Here is a 22,883-nt window from a genome sequence, read left to right as displayed (position 1 = left end):
ATCAATGGCCCCCCAGCAGGTCGGCAGCCGCCATCGCACAACTGCGGCTGGCGCTGGTGCCGGCGCGGCCATGCAGTTCGAACCAGTCGCTGGTCAAACCGCAGGCACAGCTTGAACCGGGGTGCAGGGTGGCCAGGTCACTCATGACCACGGCATGGGCGGGACTGGAGGAAATGTACGGCGAGACGAAGCTCAGCAGGCCGCGTTGGCCATAGGGCAAGACGCTGAAGTCTGCCGTGTCACGTACGTAAACCTTCGAATACACCGGCACGTGGAAATGATGGTGGGCACACTCAACGTACGGCACGGCATGTTCGACCGCGCCATAACCATCGCGGCAGCGGGAGGTGGCAATGCCCAACTGCTTCTGGATGCGTGCATACAGCTGAGCCTTGGGGACTTCTTCGGCCGCGCGGGTTTTCCAGCCGCCGCCGAAGAACGCCAGCGAATGCTCCGGCAATTGCACATCGTCGACGGCAGTGGCCTGCATTTGCTCAAGGGTCTGCCAGAGAAAAGCCGGGAAACCGAAGATCCGCACGGGCAGGCCCTCCTCGGCGAATGCTTGCAGGGCGGCGATCACGCCGAAGACGTCGAACTGATGACCGCCGCCGGTATCGCGCAGGGCATAAACGATACGATTGGCAGGGGCGAAACGGCAGAGAAACTGGTCAGTGTAGGAAGTGCCCAGGGTGATGCGGCCGTGTGGCTCGTAGCTCAATAACAGGTAGTTGCACGGGGTGCCCGGGGTATTCCAGCCGTAGTGGTCGAAAACTCGTTCGACCATGAGTTGGGCGCCCGCAATGCTGCGCTCGTCATAACGCATGCGGCTTTTCTGGCCGCTGGTGCCGGAGGAGGTCAGCTCCAGGGCGTTTTCTCCCGTCGGGCTGAGCAACAGTTGTTGCTTGAAGAAGTTGGCAAAAATCGGCGGCAGGCCGGACCAGTCTTCGACAGTGTGCAGTGCTTCACTGTCGAAGCCGTTGGCCTTCAACCAGTGCTGGTAGCCCGGCGTGTGTTGGCGGTGGTATTGGCAGATTTCCGCCATGGCCCGGTCAAAAAGACCCGGCGGCATGGAGTCGGCGCAGTAGGGTTTGGGCAATGCGCAAAGGGCATCGCCAAGGGGGAATTCATGCATCATCAATAGTCCATTATCGAGGTGTGACAGGGGTGGGCGCGCGAGCGTTGTTGTGCAGAACGCGCCGCAGAAATGGCAGACACAGCAAACCGCCCATGGCTGCCCAGAGTGCGAACGCCTGCAGGTTTTCGCCGCCACCGAGGGCGGCAATCAGCGAGCCACCGGTGCCCATGACGGCAATCGACAGCATGCCGATCAGGGCCGAGACCAGGCCTTTGCTGTCGTCACTGGCAAACAGTGCCAGGCGATACAGCGCGGCATTGCTCATGCCCAGACCGACTGCATACAGCGCCAGGGCGGCAACCAGCAGGGTGACGGAGCTGGCCGCGAGCGCCGAGCCGAGCAAGGCCAGAAGTCCCAGGCAGTACGGCCAGAGCGCCAGGCGAATCAGGCGTGGCAGTGGGTACCGCGGCAGCAATCGATCAAGAATCAGGTTGCCGACAATCACCGCGGAAAATACAGGTATCTGCCACAAGCCATACTGCACAGGCGAAAAGCCGTGCCTCTGGATCAGCAACAGCGGCGTAAGACCGATCCAGGCAATCAGCGGCAGACTCATCAAGCCCAGAGCGAGGCTGGCGCACAGCAAACTTCGATTGCGTAGCAGGGCCAGATAGCGTTCAACCATCCGTCTCATGCACAAGGGCACAGGTGCTTGCTGTCCACCGTCCAAACGTACGGCGCCGATGGTCTCCGGCATGTACAGATAGAGACCGAGCCAGGCTAACGCCGCCGTCAGCCCAAGGCCGAGAAATAGCTGGCGCCAACTCAACCATTCAAGCAACAAGCCGCCGAGCAACGGCGCGAGCAGGGGTGACAGCAACGCGACATTGCCCAACAGGGCCATGAGCCGTACGGCATCGGCTTCGCAAAAGACTTCCTGCAACGCCGGGTAGCTGACCGCGACGACAAACCCCAGGCCCATGCCCTGGATCAGACGCAAGGCATTGAAGGCTTCAATGCTCTGGCTGGCATAGGCCGCAGTAATGGCCACGCCAAACATTGCACTGCCGATCAATAACAGGCGACGTCGACCAAATCGGTCGGACAACGGCCCGATCAGCCATTGCAGGCAAACACCGCCGAGCAAGTAGAGATTGAACGCGTTGGGCACATGCCGCTGATCAGCGGCGAAGTCCTGAGTGACCGTCAGCATCGCCGGCATGATCATGTCACTGGCCATATAGGTCAGCAGTTCAAATAAGGTGATAGCCAGGCAGAAGCCCAAGACTTGCACCGGGCCAATGGGGATTAAAGTTCTCTGCATAAACGTCCCTGTTTTATCGGTCGAGAAGTAGTTCGCAGAGACTAGGTTGAGTCGTTGGGGGAAATCTAACGGTTTGCTGAGACTTTAAATTTCAAATACTTGCAGGATATTTGTAAGACTTTACGTGAATTGAAAGGGCTGGGCCGTCACCGGTGAGCGGGCAAAAAAATGCCCGTCGCATGACGGGCATTTTTGGCTGGACGATGTCGTGTGAGTCACCTGGCTAACAACTTCAGGTGGTCTGGCGGCCCGGTAGGATTGCGCTATCGATGGTAGTAACCGGGTCCGGCAGCGCAGTAGCGGTGGTGGTCGCCATGCCAGCCCCCGTGGGGGAAAATAATGCAGCCACTCAAGGTGAGCACGGCCAGCAAGGGAATCAGCCAGGTGATTCGACGCAGCATTTGAAAATTCCTCATGGTTACGCCGCCATGAAGCCAAAACTCTTCAGCGGCTGTAACATGAGACCCGCCAAATGCCAGCGCATCCCCCTAAAACGGTAAGCGCATGGCATGCAAACCGATACACAGCGGATACATTTCAACGCTTCAGGAACCTTTAATGACTCAGTCGCAACGTTTGAAATACTCGATTCTGATCGCCGTCTCCGTACTGGCGATCATGCTCGGCCTGTCCTGGCTGCAGAACGCCGGGATGATTACTGAAAAGATGTTCCAGTACATCGCCATCGGGGTGGCGGTGATCGTGGTGGTGATCAACGGCGTGATGCGCCGCAAGGTCAAACCTTGACGGCGATCGTCGCGCGCCTCAATCGCTGTTGAGGACCGCAGCAGCCTGCGGATGCAGGCTGTAGCTCTTGTCGGCGTTGAAGGTGATCACGCCTTCGGCGCACAGGCGTTTAAGCACTTCACGCACGCTGAGGAAGGACAGCGGAATGTCCAGATCCAGCAATTGGCTATGCACACCGCGTACGCCGAGGCGGCGCTCACTCTGTGCGGCGACCAGCAAGGCGTCGATGACTTTAAGTCGAATCAGGCTGGTACGCAGGCCGAAACTCTTGAGCAGCAGGCGAATGCGCTCATTGCCGTGTCGTTCGACACGCGCTTGGAAATCGCTCGCGTGAGGGCTCCTGGAAGCTCCTTTTGGCGCCGGGCTACCGTCCGTTGGTAGTTGCGAGTTGTACATGCGGTTACTCCTTTCAGAGCCTGATCAGGAAAGTTTTTTCGTGCTCTCTAAACAAGACGTTTCAGCTCGACAAATCATGAAAGAAAAAATGTAGAAAATTTGTCGCCGATTTGTCCTTTCTCTGTGACACCCCTGCCAAAGCGCAACGCGCAGGCTTAATTTTTTTTCATTGGCTTCGTTTACAGGGAAGGCTCATCGCGCGTGGACGCGTGGGCGTCATAGCGGAGCAGGTGTGCTCCGCACTTCGGCATTTGCATCAGGAGCGAGCGTGATTATTTCCAGGCAGTTAACCGCATTGACCCTTGCCGGCATGTTTCTCGGGCTGAGTCTGTCGGCGCACGCATTGAGCCCTGCGGCGCAAACCGTTGCCGACATTCGCCGCACGACCTTCGGCGTACCGCACATTCGCGCGCAGGACGAGCGTGGTCTGGGCTTTGGTATCGGCTATGCCTACGCGCAGGACAACCTGTGCCTGCTGGCCAACGAGATCGTTACCGTCAATGGTCAGCGTTCGCGCTTTTTCGGCCCGGACCAGTTTACCGTCGAAGAACGGCAGAACCGCGTCAGTGATGTGTTCTTCAACTGGCTCAATACCCCAGAGGCGGTCCAGACGTTCTGGCAGGCGCAACCGATCGAGGTGCGCAATCTGGTGCAAGGCTACGCCGCCGGTTACAACCAGCAACTGGCCGAGCGTCGTCGGCAGGGCCTGCCTGCGCAGTGCCAGGGTGAATGGGTACGGGATATCACCGCCCAGGACCTGGTGAAACTGACCCGTCGTCTGCTGGTGGAAGGCGGGGTCGGCCAGTTTGCCGAAGCGCTGGCCGGCGCCACGCCGCCGCAAGCCAGTGCTCAGGTGACAGGCGAGTCACGCGCCTATCAACTGGCAGAGAGTCGTCAGCAACGGTTTGCCCTGGATCGCGGCAGCAACGCCGTGGCGGTGGGTAGCGAACGCTCCTTCAATGGCCGTGGGATGCTGCTGGCCAACCCGCATTTCCCTTGGGTCGGCGGCATGCGCTTCTATCAGATGCACCTGACCATCCCTGGCAAACTCGATGTGATGGGCGCGGCGTTGCCGGGTCTGCCAATGATCAACATCGGTTTCAACCAGCACCTGGCCTGGACCCACACCGTCGACTCGTCCAAGCATTTCACGCTGTATCGCCTGCAACTCGATCCGAAGGATCCAACGCGTTATCTGCTCGATGGCAAGTCACTGCCGATGCACAAGCAGACCGTAACGGTGCAGGTGAAACAAGCCGATGGCCAAGTGGTGCCGGTCGCGCGGGATATCTACAGCTCGCAGTTCGGCCCGATCGTGCAGTGGCCGGGCAAGCTCGACTGGAACAATCAATTCGCCTATAGCCTGCGCGACGCCAACCTCGATAACGATCGAGTGCTCAAGCAGTGGTACGCGATGAATCAGGCGACAACGCTCAAGGATTTGCAGGATTCGGTACACAAGATTCAGGGCATCCCTTGGGTCAACACCCTGGCCGTGGATGCCAAGGGGCAAACCCTGTACATGAACCTGTCGGTGGTACCGAACGTCAACGCTGCGAAGCTGGCCAAGTGCAGCGATCCGCGTGCCGGGCTGCAGATGATCGTTCTGGACGGCTCCAACAGCGATTGTGCCTGGGATATCGACCCGCAAGCGGCGCAGAAGGGCATTTACGCATCGAGCCAGTTGCCGCAGTTGCTGCGCAAGGACTTCGTTCAACACTCCAACGACTCCGCGTGGCTGGCCAACCCGGCGCAACCGTTGACCGGGTTCTCTCCGCTGATCAGTCAGGACGGCCAGCCACTGGGCTTGCGTTCGCGTTTTGCGCTGGATCGGCTGAGCACGTTGAGCGAAAAGGGCACGCTGACGGTAAAAGACTTGCAGCAGATGGTCATGGACGATCAGGTGTATCTGGCGAGCCAGGTGCTGCCGGATCTGTTGAAGTTCTGTGGCGCGGAACAGGGCGCCGATGCCGCCGCCTTGAAACCGCTGTGTGCCAGCCTGAAGCAGTGGGATGGCCGGGCCAATCTGGATTCCGGACTGGGGCTGGTGCATTTCCAGAACATCATGCAGACCTTGCAACAATCGCCTGATATCTGGCGCGTGGCGTTTGATCCCAAAGACGCCCAAAACACGCCGCGTGGTCTGGCGATCGAGCAACCGCCAGTGGCCAAGGCCCTGCGCGCGGCGATGCTGGCCTCGCTGGAAACCACCGGGAAAATGGGCCTGAAACCTGAAACCCGCTGGGGCGATATCCAGGTCGTCAGCAGTGGCGGTCAGCAGACGCCGATTCATGGCGGTCCGGGGCCTTTGGGGATCTACAACGCGATCCAGAGTGTGCCGCGCCAAGACGGCAAACTTGAAGTGGTCAGCGGCACCAGTTACCTGCAAGTGGTGACATTCGACGACCAAGGGCCACACGCGCAGGGCTTGTTGGCGTTCTCGCTGTCCAGTGATCCGGCGTCGAAATACGCGGCGGATCAGACCGCGGCCTTCTCGAAGAAACAATGGAGCGTGCTGCCGTTTACCGAACAGCAGATCAAGGCTGACCCGCAGTATCAGGTGCAGACTGTGCATCAGACATTGAAGCGCGATGGGGAAGTGGCGGCGCAATAAACGCAGGCATTTGTCAGGAACAGACGTGAAGGCCGCCCCTCGCAAGAGGCGCGGCCTTCAGTTTTTTGGCGGTTGTTGCGCGATGGCGTTGATCACCGGGTTGCCGTCTTTGTTGCGTGTCAGGTAGACCGGTATCACCTTGGGCAGAGACCCGCCGAGGTTGTTCAACTCTTTGATGTTGTAGACACCACCCACGCGGATCGTACCGGTGCTGCTATCGGCCAGCATCAACGGTTTGTTCAGATAACGGTTGATCAGCGGCAGCGCTTCATTCAACGCCAGGTTGTCCAGTATCAGCTTGCCGTTGCGCCAGGCCAGGGCGGCGTCATTGGGGTAGGTCTGGCTGATTTGCGGCATGTAATCGCCGTGCTTGTAGCGGGCCTGCATCGACGGCCCCAGGCGCAGACCATCACCCGGTAACGCCGCGTTGCTGGTCACCAGCACAGAACCTTCGACGAGGTTGACCCGCACCTGGTCCTCGTACATCCAGACGTTGAAGCGGGTACCGGTCACGCGAATCCGTCCTTCGCCGGCGCGGACCACGAAGGGGTGGCTCAGGTCATGGCTGACAGTGAAGAACGCCTCACCCTTTTTCAGGGACACGCGGCGCTCGTCCTTGTAATTGCTGAAGGTCAGTTCGGTATTGAGGTTCAGCTCAATCTGACTGCCGTCCTCGAGCGTGACCTGCCGGACAGAATCGGCGGCTTCGAAATGCTGATAGCTGTTGGGCAGCCAGCCGAGGTTCCAGCCCGTGTAGGCCGCCAGCGGTAACGCCAAGGCACAGACTGTTGCCGCGAGCGCGTACTGACGCCAAGGGCGGGACGCTTGGCTGATCGAGGGGCTTTGGGCAGTGGCGGATACGGGACGCGGCAAATGTTCGGCGACGTCCCAGATTTCCAGCATCGCCTCGTACTCGAAGGCGTGCAGCGGATGGGCGTCACGCCATTGTTCGAACTCCAGACGTTCCTGAGCAGAGCAATCGACGGCGTGCAGACGCATGCACCAGTGCGCAGCGGCATCAGTGATCGCATCGTATTCAGCGTCCGAAAGGGTGTCTTGGGTCATGAAGTCGTCCTGATTTCGCGCATTCTAACCTTTGGGGAGAGTCGCCGAGAACTGCCGTCATGGCATTTGCCCATCAAAGTGGAACTTATTTTTCCCGCAGGCGCCCAAAAAGCAGGACGTCATGCGACTACTATCCACAAATGGAGTGAAAAAATGATCAAAAGAACATTCGCCGCGATGATTGCCACTGCGAGCCTGTTGAGTGCTGGCGCGGCACTGGCGGACCGGCCGGGTGCCGGCTGGGTCACCATTGAGAAAGCCATCGAGATCGTTAAAACCAAGGCCGGCTATGTTGAGGTTTACGAAATCGAAGCCGACAACGACGGCTACTGGAAAGGTGAGGGGCGCAAAGCCGACGGCGCTGTTTACGAGTTCCGCATCGACGGCGCGTCGGGCAACGTGTTGCGCGATCAGAAAGACTGATTCGTCGAAGTACCAATGCGCAGTATCGCTACTGCGCATTTTTTTTGCCTGCGGTTTGCTTACAGGTCGAGTTTGCGGCCCATCATGCAGATCAGCATGGCCACGGAATCGGCATTGAGCAGGATCGTATTGACGCGCGCATCCGACGCGTTCTGATCGAGAAAGGCGTTACGCGCCTCGGTCAGGGTCGTACTGTTGGTTGCCTTGAGAATGCCTTTGCACGCCGCTGCTTCGGACAGCCCGTCGATCTGGTCCAGACCTACCCACGCGTGATCTTCGCTGCTCCACAATCTAAACAATTGCTCACGCGGCGTGGTCAGGGACAACACGTGGTGCTGATGATCCTCCTGCGCCTGCTTGAGCAGTTTGCCAATTGTGGTCTGGGTCGAAATCAGATCGGCGAAGGGCCGCCGGGCTTCGACCATGACGATGTCCTCGGCCTTCGACACCTGGTGCGCAAACTCATGAATCAGTAATGCGGCCTGAGCGTGACCTTCCACGTTGAACGGTTCGGTCATTCCGGTTTTGTACCAATCCAGGCGCTGATCGAAAAAACGCTCGGTGAAATGCACTTTTTTCTCGGCATCATCGTCGAGCACGAAGGCGGTCATGTCGCTATGCGGGTACTTGTTCGAGCCGACGACAAAGCGATCGGTGTTCATCAGGTCTTCCGTCGGGTCCACCAGCGCGTTGCAGATCGGTACGATGGTTTCGTGGATTTTGCCGAGCAGATCGGCGTCAATCGTCTTCACACCGAAAAACGATTTGAGGAAGGCTTCAAGCCGGGTGTTGGCCACTTTGTTCTTGAGCTGCGTCAGATTATGCAGGCTGTTGAAGGCGTAATACCGCGCCAGATCGACCGCCTGCACCAGCATCCAGGCTTTGAGCGGGTGTTTGCGGCGAATCTCTTTCATGCCCTGCGCTTCGATGTTCAGCAGCAGGCTGGTGGTGAAGTCGGGTGCTTCACGGCGATTGAGTTTCGACAGCGCCTTGCCGAAACGGATGGTCCGTGCGCTGCGGTCCAGTACCAGTGAAGTGTCTTTTTTACGCAGCGCGTGGCCATAGTTTTTGCCATCGAACAGGCGCCAGGTGGCGCCATCGTTTTTGATGCGCAAGGCTTTGCCATCGATGGCGGCATACGTGGTCTGGCTGGCGCTGTCCAGGTACGTGGCCTTTGCAGCATCGTGGACCAGATCCTTGAGAGCGATCGTTGTTGCTTCATACCGCTGCAAGCTGGTGCGCAACGAAGAGGTCGGCTGGATATCTTTCCACGCAGGCGCAAAGGTCGGTTCGGCGGCGGCAGGGGGGTTCTCATTCGGGGCGGCTGTCTGAGGCTCGTCCGCGGAATCCGACACGGGTGAGTCTTCCAGGGACAGACGACCGATGGTGATCATTTGTACGGCGCCGTCGATAAATGAGCGCAAGGCCCGTCGCCAATGGTGCGCCTGCAGGTTTTCTGCAGAGTCCTCGAAGTCTTTGTAGGCTTGCCAGAGAAACGGTAAATAGGCGAGCTTTCCGGGATGCAGGCCGGTAACGCGTTTGAAACCATCGCTGAACAGGTGTTTCACCGTTTCCCAATCCGCCTGTGCGTCGGTCAGGGTCTGGCAACCGAGAAACTGTTTGAGCAGGTTGGTGTTGTCACTGAACAGCTGTTCCAGCAAATGGCCGCTGATCGGCTGAGGGTCGAGGGTCATTTCGCTGGTTTCACCGACGCTCGATTGCAACAGGCTACGAAATATCGCTTGCTGTGCGCCGGGCAGTCGGCGGAGCAGCAGCGACTGCAGGGGCCCCGGCGTATTGAGGGCGCTGATCAGGCTGGCCGGCGTTTCGAACTCTTGAAACACGGTGTCGAAGTAGGGTGCGTAGAGCACCGTCGGACCTTTTTGCCCGCTGCCCGGACTCAAGACATACAGGCCCAGGGCTTTTACCGCCGTAGCGCCAACGGTTTTGATCAGCGACAACGGTGATATCACGGCATGCGCGCCAGTGACGGTCGCCCGTGCGCTGCCATCTGGCATATCGAACACCTGGCTGATGTGTTCGAAGGCGTTATCGGACAGTACGCCTTGCAGTTTCAGGCTGTGGGCATGCTGCAGCAATTGCCAGGGCAACTGGCGGATGAAGCGTTGTTTGCGCGCCGTGTCGTCGGTCAGGGTCTTGGACACTTTCGCCGCGTAGGTCGACGATACGTCCAGCGAGAGCAGCAACTGCTTGACGGCTTGCTGGTCCAGGGCTGTGGGTATCACCTTCGACGTTTTCGAGGTGATTTTGAAGCCGGTTCCTTGAGCGACATTAACGTGGTTGAGGGCGAACCCGGTGAGGCTGCGCGCCGGGCCGGCCAGTGCCAGGTTGGGTGTGATCCGGATATCCTGCGGATCCAGTTTACTGTTGGGGAATCGTTCGTCGAGGAGCGTCTTCAGGCGTTGTTTGACGTGGGAGGTCAGGTCGGCAACGTTGTCGAGGTAGTCCTTGTCGTCGCTGGCGCTGTTGTGCCATTGCTGCAGCAGTTCGAGGTGTCGCTGCTGTTCCTTGACGGGGGCCATGCCCAGCCAGGCCGGTAACGTCTGCTGTTGATTGACGGCCTGGCAGACACTGATCGCCTGAACCAGATTGGTGGCGTCGGCTGTTGCACTGAGTTTTTTCAGTGCGGATGCCTGGCGGGTTTTATCCTTGATGCGGCTGCGCACTTTGTTGCAGCGGGCCAGAAACTGCTTGATCGCTGACGCTACGCGATTGCGCAGCGGGCTGCCTTCTATCAAACGAAACGGGCCAAGCGTGTAATTGAGGTGGAACCGCCACTGCGCTGGTGCCAGGTTCTCCAGTAACAAACCACGTCGGGTAGAGTCTTCAAGCCTGGCTTTGAGTGCCTGGCGTGCCAGACCAAGGTTGGCGAACGGCTCCAGGCCCATGGCCGGTGTCCAGAGAATCACCCGTCCGGAATGCCGATCATCAAGACCGCCGCGCTCGGTCAGCAAAAAACAACTGGCCAGCGGCAATAGTCGGGTTTCTCCAGGCGCCTCAAGGGTGAGCGAAAAAACATCGGGGCGAAAGCCGTTGATGACCTTGCGCTCGTTACGGCTGTGGTCTTCGGCGGCGAATACGCTCACGACCATGGCCAGATCGGTCGCTGACAGACTGCCCTGCACACGTCTGAACCGCGCTTCACCGCGAAGTCCCACCGACAAGGCATTGACCCAGTTGGCCTGAATGCTTTCCAGGTAGGTGCGCTGTTCGGCCTCGGTCGCAACAGGCTGGGCACTGAACGTTTCGTTGAGTACGGCCTGGACTGATTCATAGGTCTTGATCGCCGCTACTGCGCTATCGGCCTGTACGCTGGAGGGCTGCTGATTGCCGCTCAATACCGGCCGCGTGCTCCAGCGGCCATTGGCTTCCAGCTCCAGTAAACGCTCATGGATCATCGCGCGGATATCCAGCGCCTTGTCAAACAGGGCATGCACCTGCACGACACCGTCGCTATGACGGAACACTTGCAAGGCGTATTCGATGTTTTGCCGTTGCTTGGTAATGATCGCCTCGAACAACACCGTAAAGATCTCACCGGCGATCGGTTCACCTGAAACATTAGGCTTGTCGAAACCCAGGAAGCGCGCGCGTTCTTCAAGGCTCAACAGGGCGTACATCTCGTCTTCGTGCCCGGCGCTGGCGAATTTCGCCAGTACGGTGCGCTGTAAATCCTGATAGTCCGCCAGCACCTGCAAGCCGGAAGAGGGGGTGTACAAAAATGCGTGGGTGTCGTCGATCATCAAGGAGCCGGCGGGTTCAATGAAATTGGCGGCGTGTTCCCAGACATGCACGGTTTCGAGGGTTGGCCGGCGGCCACCGGCAATCTGCTGAACGATAAAATGCAGGTTGTTGAATTGCTCGGCCGTAATGATATTGGCCTCACGCTTGAGCAACAGCTCTGTGCGCGCCTGACTGGCCAGTGCCTGACTGAAAAATCTGCGCCGCGTGGCGCCATCGGCTGAAGCTGTGTTCCAGTAGCTCTCCATTTGTTTGAACAGTAAGGGCTGCAGCATGCTCGCCGCATGGCTGACCGCATTCTCCCATTCGGTTTGATCCTCGTTGTCCAGCGCTTGTCCGGGATTGGAATATTCACGTTTGTGCTCCGCGGGCCAGTGTGGGTGGCGGTAGAACATCAGGACGGCATCGCTCAGGCTCATGGAGTTGTGCCAGTTCCGTGAGGCAGCCTGAGTGGTCTCGTTGTTCTCGCTGGCCGGCGTATAAAAACTGACCTGTGTGGGGCGATGCGAGTGCTTGCCCGAGGGTGGCTTGAGCAAATCATCGAGTACTTGATCAAGCAAGTCGGTCAGCGAAGGCAGCTTGTTCAACTCGTTGAGCATCGCCTGCGCCTCGGTCTGGCGCGCTTGCACAATCACTGCCTTTTGCGACTCGAAGACATCCCCCTCGATGGTCTTGAACGACACGCTGATACCGCCTGCTTCGAGCAGGCTGCGCCGTTGCGACATCGCCATGAAAGCCAGCAGGTTGTCATCTTCGCTCGCTGCTTTGATCTGCGTTTGCAGTGCGCTTTTGAGGCTGGCGCGGCTGTCGAATTTGCGGATGCCATCGTAGGGCGTGTAAAGGATGTGCGCCTTTTCGTCAGGTGTCGCACTCAGTGTAAAAGCACCGGCCAGCGGCACCGGATCCAGGCCTGCGGCGTTGAGCACAATGCTTTCGGCCAGCATCGAAGGGGTCTGCGCGCTACGCAGTGTGTGAGTGGCAAGCGCAACGTGCGCAAGCCAGCGGAAATCCTTTTCCGTCAGGTCGTGGGTTTTTCCCAGCGCCTTCCACAAACCGGGTGAATTCAGCGTTTCAGCAAATAACAGGTGAGAGGCGGTAGCCATGGTGGAGTCTCGAGCGTGGCGCCTGCGCAGGCGCGGGTGGGTTGAGGCTCAAGACTGACCGCACGCATGGGGTGGCAGGTGGTACATAGTTATCGCACTGACGACGGCCAAGCGTGGCAACGTGCCAATGCCCGACTCCAGGGTTGACAGACGACCGGCATGCCATGGTTAATCGGTGGGCGGTTGTCCGTACGCTGTTGTTCCCTCCAATAATCATTCTGGAGCTTCAGATGTCTGCGCCACACGATCCTGTTCCTGCTGCTGTTTCGTCCACCTTGTCACTTGAAGCGCTGACCCATCTGCTCGAAACGATTTTTCTCAAGCATGGCACGTCTGCCGAGGTCGCCCGTTCGCTGGCGGCCAATTGCGCCAACGCCGAGCGCGACGGAGCCCACAGTCACGGGGTGTTCCGGATTCCCGGGTACGTCTCGACCCTGAACAGCGGCTGGGTCAATGGCTGCGCTGTGCCGCAGGTTGAAGACGTGGCATCGGGGTTTGTCCGCGTCGATGCCGGCAACGGTTTTGCTCAACCTGCGCTGGCGGCGGCTCGACCGTTGTTGATTGAAAAGGCGCGCAGCGCCGGCATCGCCGTGCTGGCGATTCGTAACTCCCACCACTTTGCGGCGCTCTGGCCGGATGTCGAGCCGTTTGCCGAAGAGGGGCTGGTGGCGCTGAGCGTGGTCAATAGCATGACCTGCGTGGTGCCGCACGGCGCTGATCGGCCGTTGTTCGGCACCAACCCGATTGCCTTTGCCGCGCCCCGGGCCGGCGGCGCACCGATAGTCTTCGACCTGGCCACCAGCGCGATCGCCCATGGCGACGTGCAGATCGCCGCGCGCAAGGGTGAGCGCTTGCCCGCCGGAATGGGCGTGGACAGCCTCGGCCAGCCGACTCAGGATCCCAAGGCGATTCTTGAGGGCGGGGCACTGCTGCCATTTGGCGGGCACAAGGGGTCGGCCCTGTCGATGATGGTCGAACTGCTCGCCGCTGCGCTGACCGGGGGCAATTTTTCCTTTGAATTTGACTGGAACAATCATCCCGGAGCGAAAACACCGTGGACCGGGCAGTTATTGATTGTCATCGATCCGGACAAGGCCGCCGGGCAGAGTTTCGCCGAGCGCAGTCAGGAACTGGTGCGGCAGATGCACGGCGTGGGCCTGAAGCGTTTGCCGGGCGATCGACGGCATTTGCAGCGGGCCAGATCGCTGGCTGAGGGGATTGTGCTGGATGAACAAACGCTGGCGCAATTGCGCGAATTGGCTGCTTCGTGAACCAAGGCAGCTGAAAGCGGGCGGCGAGAGCGCTTGCTCCCTCGCCGCAGTTGTTTCGGTGCGGTGCTTTAAGCCGATGTGCTTAACGACGACCCAGCAACAAGCCGACCACCAGACCGAAGCCGGCCGAGATCGCCACGGTCTGCCAAGGATGGCCGCCGATGTAGCTTTCGGTGGCCTCGACAGCGGGTTTGGTGCGGTCGCGCACGCTGGAAACCGAATCCAGCGCCTGTTGCAGCTTCAGGGCGATTTGCCCGCGCAGGGTTTCCGCTTCCTCGCCGACCAGTGAGGCGCTGCTCTTGAGCAGTTTGTCGGACTCTTCGATCAGGGCCTGAAGTTCGCTGAAGGCTTGATCCTTGATTTGGTCTTCGGCGGCTTGCACGGCGGATTTCCGGGCCATTGGGTGACTCCTTGCAGTTGAATGGACAGTGATCAATGGAGTGTGGCGCTTTGTGAAAAGTTGCACTGAATTTAGGTCAGAAATAAAAACCTGCGCGGGAGATTTCCGTCGAGCGTGTAAGATGTCGCCATTTTACGCAGCAGGATAATTCCCCATGAGTTTCAATCTGGCCGACAAATCCCTCGCCGAGCGCGCCGCTCTGGAAGACGAGAAATCCCGTCTGTTCGAACTCTGGCAGAACAATCTGGGCAAAGCCAAAGGCGAAGCCGCGCGTTTGTTCGGCGAGCGCGCCAAGCGCAAGGGCAAGTGGGCCGAGTGGGTCCGCGCGGAACTCGACGGCATGTCGCCACCGGAGTTCGCCAACATGGTGCGCAGTGAAGTCAATCGCTTGATGGCGGCCAGCAAGTAACAGCGTTTCAGTTCGCGCTGAAGCAAGCGGCGATGGCCTCGCGTACCTTGACCACCACCGGATCGATCTGTGTATTGGTGCGCCAGCCCAGTTCGATCGGGTAGCGCGGCAAGGCCAGCGGGCAGGGTAGCAGCGTCAGTCCGCTGAGCGCGGCAATGCACTCGGCGGCATGCGCTGGAATCGTCGCGACCGCCTGACTGCCCTTGAGCAGCCAGGGCAATGCGGCAAAGTGCGTGGTCGAGGCGCAAACCCGACGGCTCAACCCGACCGCCGCCAGCCCCTCATCGGTAATGCCGATAAAACCGCCGGACGACACCAGAAGGTGCTCGCGGGCGACGAACTCCTCCAGATCCATCTGTTGCTGGCCGGGCGCCAGGCTCGCCGGATCGACCAGGCACGCATAACCGCCTTCACCCAATACCTGACGACTGAGCATGCGTTCGGCAAACCCGCCGGCGGTGATCGCCAGGTCGATGCTGCGCTCCATCAACGCACGGGCGACGATCTGGCTGTGAGTCTGGCGCAAGATCAGCCGCAGCTTCGGTACGCGGCGGGCGATTTCCTCAATCAGACGGCGACCGTAGGCGATTTCGAAATCATCTGACAGGCCAACAGTGACTGAACGGCCGTCGTACTGATTGGCGGCCGGATCGACCATCGCCAGGCTTTGCCGGCACTTGTTCAGCGCCTCGCTGATCACCGGTTTCAGTTGATTGGCCTTGAGCGTCGGGGCCAGACCGCGTCCGGTACGCACGAATAATTGATCACCGTAAACCTCACGCAAACGGCGCAATGCCGCACTGACCGCCGATTGCGTCACGCCCAGGCGCAACGCGGCGCGGCTGGCGCTGGATTCCTCATGCAGGGCTTCGAAGACTTTCAGCAAGTTGAGGTCGACCGTGGCGATATTCATTTGGCTCATATCATTCAGTAGTGAGCGGGGCTTTATTCATGATCCCGTGGCGCCGGAGAATCGGCAACACTTGAATCGGATGGAGTGAACGCGATGCCCAAATCAATTGTTGCCGCCCTGCAAATCGGTGCGTTGCCCGGCGGTAAAGGCGAAACCCTGGAACAGATTCTGAGCTGGGAACCGGCAATCATCGAGTCCGGCGCGGCGCTGGTGGTGATGCCGGAAGCGCTGCTCGGCGGTTATCCGAAAGGTGAGGGGTTTGGCACGCAGCTGGGTTACCGCTTGCCGCAAGGTCGCGAAGCGTTTGCGCGGTATTTCGCCAATGCCATTGACGTGCCGGGCGCGGAAACCGACGCGCTGGCCGGGCTGTCGGTACGCACCGGAGCCAATCTGGTGATCGGCGTGATCGAGCGCGCCGGCAGCACCTTGTACTGCACGGCGCTTTACTTCGACCCACAGGCCGGTCTGCTCGCCAAGCATCGCAAACTGATGCCCACCGGCACTGAACGGCTGATCTGGGGCAAGGGCGATGGCTCGACGCTGCCGGTGCTCGACACGCAGGTCGGCAAGCTGGGCGCGGTGGTGTGCTGGGAAAACATGATGCCGCTGTTGCGCACGGCGATGTACGCCAAGGGTATTGAAGTCTGGTGTGCGCCGACCGTGGATGAACGTGAAATGTGGCAGGTCAGCATGCGCCACATCGCCCATGAGGGTCGTTGCTTTGTGGTCAGCGCCTGTCAGGTGCAGGCGTCGCCGAAGGAGTTGGGGGTGGAAGTGGCCAACTGGCCGGCGGATCGGCCGTTGATTGCCGGAGGCAGTGTAATCGTCGGGCCGATGGGCGATTTGCTGGCGGGGCCGTTGCGCGGGGAGGCGGGGTTGCTCACGGCTGAAATCGATACCGACGAATTGATCCGCGCTCGCTACGATTACGACGTGGTCGGCCACTATGCGCGCCCGGATGTGTTCGAACTCAGCGTCGACGAACGCGCCAGACCGGGAGTGCGTTTCCACCCATAACCTGTGGGAGCGAGCCTGCTCGCGAAGCGTTGGGTCCGCCAATATCAATGTTGAATGTGCTACCGCATTCGCGAGCAGGCTCGCTCCCACATTGGAATTGTGTTGTGCCAGAGATTAAGGTTTTTGCAGCCATTCTTCGCGGCTGATTTCCCAGATTTCCCGAGGCAGTCGGCCGCTGACGAAATCGGCTTCATCGGTGCGAATCAGGCGCATCCCCGCGCGCTCGGAGAGTTTGCGCGAGCCGATATTCGGCGCCGCTTTCGGCACCCGCATCAGTGGGCGGTCGAGGGTTTCGAACCAGTAATCGGTAACGGCCGTACTGGCCTCGGTCATCAGGCCCTGACCTCGCCACTCGGGCGCCAGCCAGAAGCCCCGGTGGTTGTCCGGTTGATCCATCAGGCTGATATTACCGATCAACTGCTCAGGTGCCGATTGCAGACGAATCGACCAATGCCACTCCTTGCCGGCCGCGACGGCCGGGAGCGCAATGTCCCGCAGATAGGTAAGGGCGCCATCTTCCGGGTACGGCCATGGCACGGCGGCGTTCAGATAACGCACCACTTCCCAGTGCGCAAAGCGTTGCTGTACCGCCTCGGCATCCGCCAGTTCCAAGGGGCGCAGAATCAGCCGTTCGGTGTGCAACGTCGGTGTCTCGTCCATAAACCAGCGTCCTCCATGAGTGTCTTCGGTAGACGTGCGAAGCTAACGCATTTTTACCAGGTCGCGGCGCTGGCCTTGGGCAGGCTGAGTTTGCCGCTGTCGGTGAACCGCAGGGTGCCGAACAGCCCGCCGGCGAGTTTGCCACGCAGCACGTAAGGCAGGTTGTCGAGGGTTTGCGTCTGGCTCAGGCCAAGGGTCTGGCGCAATACCGAGAACGCGGAAACGCTCACCGGCACGCTGACCACGCTTTCGGAGAAACGCCCGATGGTGCCGCTCTGATCGCTGACGCCCGAGGCCAGGGGGTGGCCGTTGACTTCCAGATCCAGGGCAATGCCGTTGTAGTCGATGGCGGTTTCGTTGGGGTTCTGCACGCGCAGTTTGATGGCGAAGCGCACTTCCAGATCCTGGCTGGTCAACGGCTCGATGCCGACCACATTGATATTCACCGGATCACGATTGGGAAACAGCGCACAGGCACTGAGGGACAACATAAGCAGTGACAGAACGACGGCGTGCAAACGGCGCATAAACACTCTCTCAAAAAAAAGGGCTGAACCGTTGCCGGCTCAGCCCTTTTTCGCAGGCGCAGCGGTTAGCGGTTCAACTGTGCGACCGCTGCCGGCGAGGCAGGTTCAGCTTTGGCCGGCACATCGGGGTTTTCCATGACCTGAAGGATAGAGGCTTCCGGGTCGAAGTCGTCCTCTTCCAGCTCAATGAATTCTTCCGGCAGGAAGATGTTCAGCACGATAGCGCACAACGCGCCGACGGTGATCGGCGATTCGAAGATGTTACGCAGCGCTTGCGGCAGTTCACGCAGCACTTCCGGCACCGCGGCGATGCCCAGGCCCATGCCGAGCGATATCGCCACGATCAGCATGTTGCGCCGATGCAGACCGGCTTCGGCGAGGATCTTGATCCCGGCCACGGCCACGGTGCCGAACATCACCAGTTCGGCGCCACCGAGCACCGGTTTCGGCATCAGTTGCAAGACTGCGCCAATCATCGGGAACAACCCCAATATCACCAGCAGACCGGCGATGAAGAACGCCACGTAGCGGCTGGCCACGCCGGTAAGCTGAATGACGCCGTTGTTCTGCGCGAAGGTCACCATCGGCATGCTGTTGAACACCGCCGCCATCGCCGAGTTGAGGCCGTCAGCGAGCAGTCCGGATTTGATCCGGCGGATATACAGCGGGCCTTTGACCGGTTGTCGGGAGATCATCGAGTTGGCAGTCAGGTCACCGGCGGCTTCCAGTGGCGACACGAGGAAAATCACCGCCACCGGCACGAACGCCACCCAGTCGAAGTTGAAGCCGTACTTGAACGGCACCGGCACACTGACCAGCGGCACCTCTGGCATTGAAGCGAAATCCACCGTGCCCATCAGCCATGCGACGACATAGCCGAGGGTCAGGCCGATGACGATCGCGCCCAGACGCAGAAACGGCACGTCGACGCGGTTCAGCACAACGATGGTGCCGATCACCAGTGCGGCGAGGAAGATATGGCTGGCCGCGCCCAGATCCGCCGCGCCGAAACCGCCGGCAATGTCGGTCATCGCCACTTTGATCAGCGACAGGCCCATCAGCGTGATGATGGTGCCGGTGACCACCGGGGTGATCAGCATGCGCAGTTTGCCGATGAACTGGCTGAGCACCACTTCAATGAACGCGGCGAAGAAACACACGCCGAAGATCGTCGAAAGGATTTCGTCGGTGCCGCCACCGCGTGCCTTGACCATGAAACCGGCGCTGAGAATCACGCTGATAAAGGAAAAACTCGTACCTTGCAGGCACAACAACCCTGAACCCACCGGGCCGAAGCGCTTGGCCTGCACGAACGTGCCGAGGCCGGACACAAACAGCGCCATGCTGATCAGGTACGGAATTTCGCTTTGCAGACCAAGAGCGCCGCCCATGATCAGGGTCGGGGTGATGATGCCGACGAAGCTTGCCAACACGTGTTGCAGCGCGGCAAACACGGTGGCGGTCAGGTGCGGACGGTCGTTGAGGCCGTAGATCAGATCGTTGTTGCGCGGGGCTTTTTCAGAGGCGGTCATGGTGATTTGCGTGCCGTGAGGCGGGGCCGGGTCAGAAAATGGAGGCGCAGAATGCCGGAAGAGGGCGGCGAGGGCAACGCAATAAAACTGCCTGAAAGGTCAGGTTTTACTGGGCGGGGAAGGTTTATCCATCTGTAGGCGCTGGCGAAGGCTCGGGCCGCGTTCGGACGATCTTTTGATCTTCAAGCGAACGCAGCCAGTAAATCCTCTTCAAATGCCTTCTGTGCATCCCCGGGTACCTGCGCCCGATGCCGGGCCAGGTGAAACGCCACTTCAAAACTCAACTCGCCTTCGCGCACGGGCCGTAACAACCCTTTCTCCTGCCAGCCACGCGCATAGTGTTCCGGCAGATAACCGACATGTTTGCCTGACAAAATAAACGCCAGCGTGCCCTCGACCTGCTCCGAACGCGCCGAGCAGTGCTTGCCCTGAAACGGCTCATCAAAACGCAGAAACCGATACGGATGATCGACCCGGTCACAGACTTCTAGCGCCGCATCACTGGGCGCGTCGTCGGTAAACAACGGATGGCCCGGCGCGCAGTACAAATGCTGGGTTTCACTGAACAACTGGCGGTAGTCGAACGCGCTCTGCACCTGCGAGAAATAACCGATCGCCAGATCCAGTCGCTGTTGCAACAGCAAACGTTCCATCTCGCCGGGCATGGCGCTGATCAACTCGATACGCACGGATTCGTCACGCTCACGGAAACGGCGGATCGCCTCGGCTATCCGTTGCAGCACCGATTGGTCAACCGCCTCGGAAATCCCCAGACGCACCTCACCCATCAAACGCCCGACGACACCGTTGGATTGATGACGGAAGGTTTCAATTGATTCGAACAGCGTGCGAATAGCGATCAACAATTGCTCACCCTTGGGCGTCACGCTGAAACCGCCCTTGCCACGGCTGCACAGGCGATAGCCCAGACGTGTTTCCAGTTTGGCCATTTGCTGGCTGATGCTTGATTGGCTCAGGCCAAGTTCGCCTTGCGCAGCGCTGAAACCGCCGCACTCGACCACCCGCACGAACAGGCGCAGCAGTTGCAGATCGACATCGTGAAGCTGCCCGAGCATCACATTACTCCGCGATAAAGTCAGGTTAATAAACTTGGTATTTTGCCAATGTATCCGAGCGCGCATCCTGCCACCACTTCCTCCGGTCAGGTGTTCGTCATGGCTCCCGTGTTCAAGCTGTGTTTCCCCGCGCTTCTGCTGTCCGTGGTTATCAATGCTCAGGCCGAGGACAAAACCCTCAATCTCTATAGCTGGGCTGATTACGTGCCGCCGCAAATCCTGCAGCGGTTCGAACAGGAAACCGGCACCCACGTGCGCTACGACACCTTCGATACCTCCGAGGTGCTCGAAACCAAGCTGCTCACCGGCGGCAGCGGTTACGACGTGGTTGTGCCGTCTTCCAGTGTGTTGGCCCGCGGCCTGGCGGCGGGCGCGCTGCAAGAAATTCCCCATGACGGGCTCAAGGGCTACGCCAATCTCGACCCGGACCTGTTGGAGAAACTCGCCGCTGTCGATCCGGGCAATCGCTACGGTGTGCCGTATACGTGGGGCACGCTCGGTCTGGGCATGAACGTCGAGGCGGTCAGACAGCGCCTGCCGGACGTGCCGCTGAACAGCCTGGATTTGTTGTTCAAGCCTGAATACGCCAGCCAGCTCAAGGATTGCGGCATCGCCATTCTCGATTCGCCGCAGGAAGTCATCGGTCTGGCGCTGCACTACCTCGGTAAAGATCCCTACAGCAGCGACAAGCAGGATCTGGCCGCTGCCGAGGCGTTGTTGCACAAACTGCAGCCGTCGGTGCTGTATGTCGCCACGGGTCGGCAGATCAATGATCTGGCCAGCGGCAACGTGTGTCTGGCGTTGACCTACAACGGTGATGCGAGCATGGCCGCCGATCAGGCGCGCAAGGCCAGCAAACCGTATGAAGTCGCCTATCGCATTCCCAAGGAAGGCACGCTGATCTGGCAGGACAACCTGGCGATCCCCAAGGATGCACCGCATCCCGAAGCGGCGCGGGCGTTTATCGAGTTCATGCTGCGCCCAGACTCGGTGGCCGAACTGACCAACACGCTGTTTTTCGCCACCGCCAACCAGGCCGCGACACCGCTGGTGGATGAAGCGGTGCGCAGCGATCCCGACATTTTCCCGCCGACCGCGGTGCGCGAGCGGCTTTACGCCGATCGCAGCATGAGCCTCAAGGACATGCGCCAGCGCACGCGTCTGTGGACCACTTTCCGTAGCCATCAATAACATCAAGGGAGCGCACCGATGGATCAGCCCATGCTCAACGACCAGGCCATGACCCGTGACAGCCTGTACGGCACCGCAGCCGAAAGCACCTACGCCGGGATCACCAGTTTCATGCGCCGGCGCTACAGCCGCGACTTGCGCGGTGTCGACGTAGCAGTCAGCGGCGTGCCGTTCGACACCGCCACCAGCAACCGCCCGGGCGCACGCTTCGGGCCGCGGGGGATTCGCGCAGCGTCTTGCGCGATTGCCTGGGAACGCCACTGGCCATGGGCATTTGACCCGTTCGATCATCTGGCGGTGATCGATTACGGCGACTGCGATTTCGATTACGGCTCGCCCCACACCATCCCGGAAAGCATCGAGGCCCACGCCGAGCACATCCTGAGTTCCGGCAGCGCCATGCTGACTTTCGGTGGCGATCACTTCATCAGCTATCCGCTGCTCAAGGCCCATGCGCGCAAACACGGCACGCTGTCGCTGATCCACTTCGATGCGCACAGCGACACCTGGCCGGACGAGGAGGGTAAACGGGTCGATCATGGCACCATGTTCTGGCATGCGGCGCGCGAAGGGCTGGTCGATCCGGCGCGTTCGGTGCAGATCGGTTTGCGCACCACCAATGACGATCATCAGGGCTTTGAAGTGCTCGACGCACGGCAGGTCCATCGGCGCGGCTGCGAGGCGATTATCGAAGCGATTCGCGCACGGGTCGGCGATCACCCGGTGTACCTGACGTTCGACATCGACTGCCTCGACCCGGCTTTCGCTCCTGGCACCGGAACCCCGGTGTGCGGTGGCTTGAGCACGGCGCAGGCGCTGGAGATTCTCAGTGGCTTGCGCGGCATCAATCTGGTGGGCATGGACGTGGTGGAAGTGGCGCCGGCCTACGATCACGCCGAAGTCACCTCCTTGGCCGCAGCGACCCTCGCCATGGAAATCCTCTGCCTTTACGCCGCCCGGCACAAAGTCGACCTCAAAAGCACCGAATAAACCCTGTGGGAGCGGGCTTGCTCGCGAAGGCGTCAGGTCAGCCAACATCATGGTTGAATGACACACCGCCTTCGCGAGCAAGCCCGCTCCCACAGGAGACCTGCATTCCAGGCGGGGTTTTGTGTTGCGACCCTCGCCATGGAAATGCTTTGCCTTTACGCCGCCCGGCACAAAGTCGACCTCAAAAGCACCGAATAGACCCTGTGGGAGCGGGCTTGCTCGCGAAGGCGTCAGGTCAGCCAACATCATGGTTGAATGACACACCGCCTTCGCGAGCAAGCCCGCTCCCACAGGAGATCTGCATTCCAGGCGGGGTTTTGTGTTGCGACCCTCGCCATGGAAATGCTTTGCCTCTACGCCGCCCGGCACAAAGTCGACCTCAAAAGCA

General features: G+C 59.9%; 19 protein-coding genes. 8 read left to right on the top strand and 11 right to left on the bottom strand.

Features of this window, described 5'->3' with window-relative positions:
• Position 1 precedes the first annotated feature (1 nt).
• Positions 2–1,132: an acyl-protein synthase gene (locus tag CKW18_RS12175; RefSeq protein WP_095189061.1), complete on the bottom strand. Its 1,131-nt coding sequence runs from the start codon at positions 1,130–1,132 to the stop codon at positions 2–4.
• A 13-nt stretch (positions 1,133–1,145) separates the two neighbouring features.
• On the bottom strand, positions 1,146–2,399 hold the full coding sequence (locus tag CKW18_RS12170; protein ID WP_095189022.1) for an MdfA family multidrug efflux MFS transporter: 1,254 nt from the start codon (positions 2,397–2,399) through the stop codon (positions 1,146–1,148).
• Positions 2,400–2,957: 558 nt separating this feature from the next.
• Here CKW18_RS12170 and CKW18_RS12165 point away from each other — a divergent pair.
• Positions 2,958–3,146 (top strand): hypothetical protein, encoded by a 189-nt coding sequence (locus CKW18_RS12165; protein ID WP_095189021.1) that lies wholly within the window; start codon positions 2,958–2,960, stop codon positions 3,144–3,146.
• Between the two features lie 18 nt (positions 3,147–3,164).
• Here CKW18_RS12165 and CKW18_RS12160 read toward each other — a convergent pair whose 3' ends face one another.
• The gene (locus CKW18_RS12160) at positions 3,165–3,542 is read right to left on the bottom strand and encodes a fe2+ zn2+ uptake regulation protein (RefSeq protein ID WP_095189020.1); all 378 of its coding nucleotides are present in this window, start codon (positions 3,540–3,542) and stop codon (positions 3,165–3,167) included.
• Positions 3,543–3,810: 268 nt separating this feature from the next.
• On the opposite strand from CKW18_RS12160, the gene CKW18_RS12155 reads away from it, so the two are divergent.
• On the top strand, positions 3,811–6,156 hold the full coding sequence (locus CKW18_RS12155; RefSeq protein ID WP_095189019.1) for an acylase: 2,346 nt from the start codon (positions 3,811–3,813) through the stop codon (positions 6,154–6,156).
• Between the two features lie 57 nt (positions 6,157–6,213).
• Here CKW18_RS12155 and CKW18_RS12150 read toward each other — a convergent pair whose 3' ends face one another.
• On the bottom strand, positions 6,214–7,221 hold the full coding sequence (locus CKW18_RS12150; RefSeq protein ID WP_095189018.1) for a FecR family protein: 1,008 nt from the start codon (positions 7,219–7,221) through the stop codon (positions 6,214–6,216).
• A gap of 153 nt (positions 7,222–7,374) precedes the next feature.
• On the opposite strand from CKW18_RS12150, the gene CKW18_RS12145 reads away from it, so the two are divergent.
• Complete coding sequence (locus CKW18_RS12145) at positions 7,375–7,644, top strand: PepSY domain-containing protein (RefSeq protein WP_095189017.1); 270 nt, start codon at positions 7,375–7,377, stop codon at positions 7,642–7,644.
• 59 nt (positions 7,645–7,703) lie between these two features.
• Here CKW18_RS12145 and CKW18_RS12140 read toward each other — a convergent pair whose 3' ends face one another.
• Positions 7,704–12,509, bottom strand: a complete 4,806-nt coding sequence (locus CKW18_RS12140) for a dermonecrotic toxin domain-containing protein (RefSeq protein WP_095189016.1) — start codon at positions 12,507–12,509, stop codon at positions 7,704–7,706.
• Between the two features lie 230 nt (positions 12,510–12,739).
• Between CKW18_RS12140 and CKW18_RS12135 the strand changes: the two genes are divergently transcribed.
• Entirely contained in the window at positions 12,740–13,780 is a 1,041-nt protein-coding gene (locus CKW18_RS12135; protein WP_095189015.1) for an Ldh family oxidoreductase, read from the top strand.
• Positions 13,781–13,862: 82 nt separating this feature from the next.
• Here CKW18_RS12135 and CKW18_RS12130 read toward each other — a convergent pair whose 3' ends face one another.
• Complete coding sequence (locus tag CKW18_RS12130) at positions 13,863–14,180, bottom strand: YqjD family protein (RefSeq protein WP_095189014.1); 318 nt, start codon at positions 14,178–14,180, stop codon at positions 13,863–13,865.
• Positions 14,181–14,334: 154 nt separating this feature from the next.
• Here CKW18_RS12130 and CKW18_RS12125 point away from each other — a divergent pair, with 154 nt between their 5' ends.
• Positions 14,335–14,589, top strand: coding sequence for a hypothetical protein (locus CKW18_RS12125; protein ID WP_095189013.1), 255 nt, complete (start codon positions 14,335–14,337; stop codon positions 14,587–14,589).
• 7 nt (positions 14,590–14,596) lie between these two features.
• Here the strand turns inward: CKW18_RS12125 and CKW18_RS12120 are convergent, their stop codons facing one another.
• Entirely contained in the window at positions 14,597–15,511 is a 915-nt protein-coding gene (locus CKW18_RS12120; protein ID WP_095189012.1) for a LysR family transcriptional regulator, read from the bottom strand.
• Between the two features lie 84 nt (positions 15,512–15,595).
• Here CKW18_RS12120 and CKW18_RS12115 point away from each other — a divergent pair, with 84 nt between their 5' ends.
• Complete coding sequence (locus CKW18_RS12115) at positions 15,596–16,519, top strand: carbon-nitrogen hydrolase family protein (protein WP_095189011.1); 924 nt, start codon at positions 15,596–15,598, stop codon at positions 16,517–16,519.
• Between the two features lie 114 nt (positions 16,520–16,633).
• On the opposite strand, the gene CKW18_RS12110 is transcribed toward CKW18_RS12115, so the two are convergent.
• The 4 genes from CKW18_RS12110 to CKW18_RS12095 form a co-directional block, all read right to left on the bottom strand.
• Positions 16,634–17,179: a GNAT family N-acetyltransferase gene (locus tag CKW18_RS12110; protein ID WP_095189010.1), complete on the bottom strand. Its 546-nt coding sequence runs from the start codon at positions 17,177–17,179 to the stop codon at positions 16,634–16,636.
• Between the two features lie 53 nt (positions 17,180–17,232).
• Entirely contained in the window at positions 17,233–17,706 is a 474-nt protein-coding gene (locus CKW18_RS12105) for an LEA type 2 family protein (RefSeq protein WP_095189009.1), read from the bottom strand.
• Between the two features lie 65 nt (positions 17,707–17,771).
• The gene (locus tag CKW18_RS12100; protein WP_095189008.1) at positions 17,772–19,238 is read right to left on the bottom strand and encodes a nucleobase:cation symporter-2 family protein; all 1,467 of its coding nucleotides are present in this window, start codon (positions 19,236–19,238) and stop codon (positions 17,772–17,774) included.
• A 182-nt stretch (positions 19,239–19,420) separates the two neighbouring features.
• Complete coding sequence (locus CKW18_RS12095) at positions 19,421–20,314, bottom strand: LysR family transcriptional regulator (protein WP_095189007.1); 894 nt, start codon at positions 20,312–20,314, stop codon at positions 19,421–19,423.
• 99 nt (positions 20,315–20,413) lie between these two features.
• Here CKW18_RS12095 and CKW18_RS12090 point away from each other — a divergent pair, with 99 nt between their 5' ends.
• Both CKW18_RS12090 and speB read left to right on the top strand, forming a co-directional pair.
• The gene (locus CKW18_RS12090; RefSeq protein ID WP_095189060.1) at positions 20,414–21,505 is read left to right on the top strand and encodes a polyamine ABC transporter substrate-binding protein; all 1,092 of its coding nucleotides are present in this window, start codon (positions 20,414–20,416) and stop codon (positions 21,503–21,505) included.
• Positions 21,506–21,523: 18 nt separating this feature from the next.
• Positions 21,524–22,495: an agmatinase gene (speB, locus tag CKW18_RS12085; protein WP_095189006.1), complete on the top strand. Its 972-nt coding sequence runs from the start codon at positions 21,524–21,526 to the stop codon at positions 22,493–22,495.
• Positions 22,496–22,883 lie beyond the last annotated feature (388 nt).

This window comes from Pseudomonas sp. Irchel 3E19, from assembly GCF_900187585.1.
GTDB classification, from domain to species: Bacteria; Pseudomonadota; Gammaproteobacteria; order Pseudomonadales; family Pseudomonadaceae; genus Aquipseudomonas; species Aquipseudomonas baetica.
This window is presented reverse-complemented; position numbering and strand designations above follow the sequence as displayed.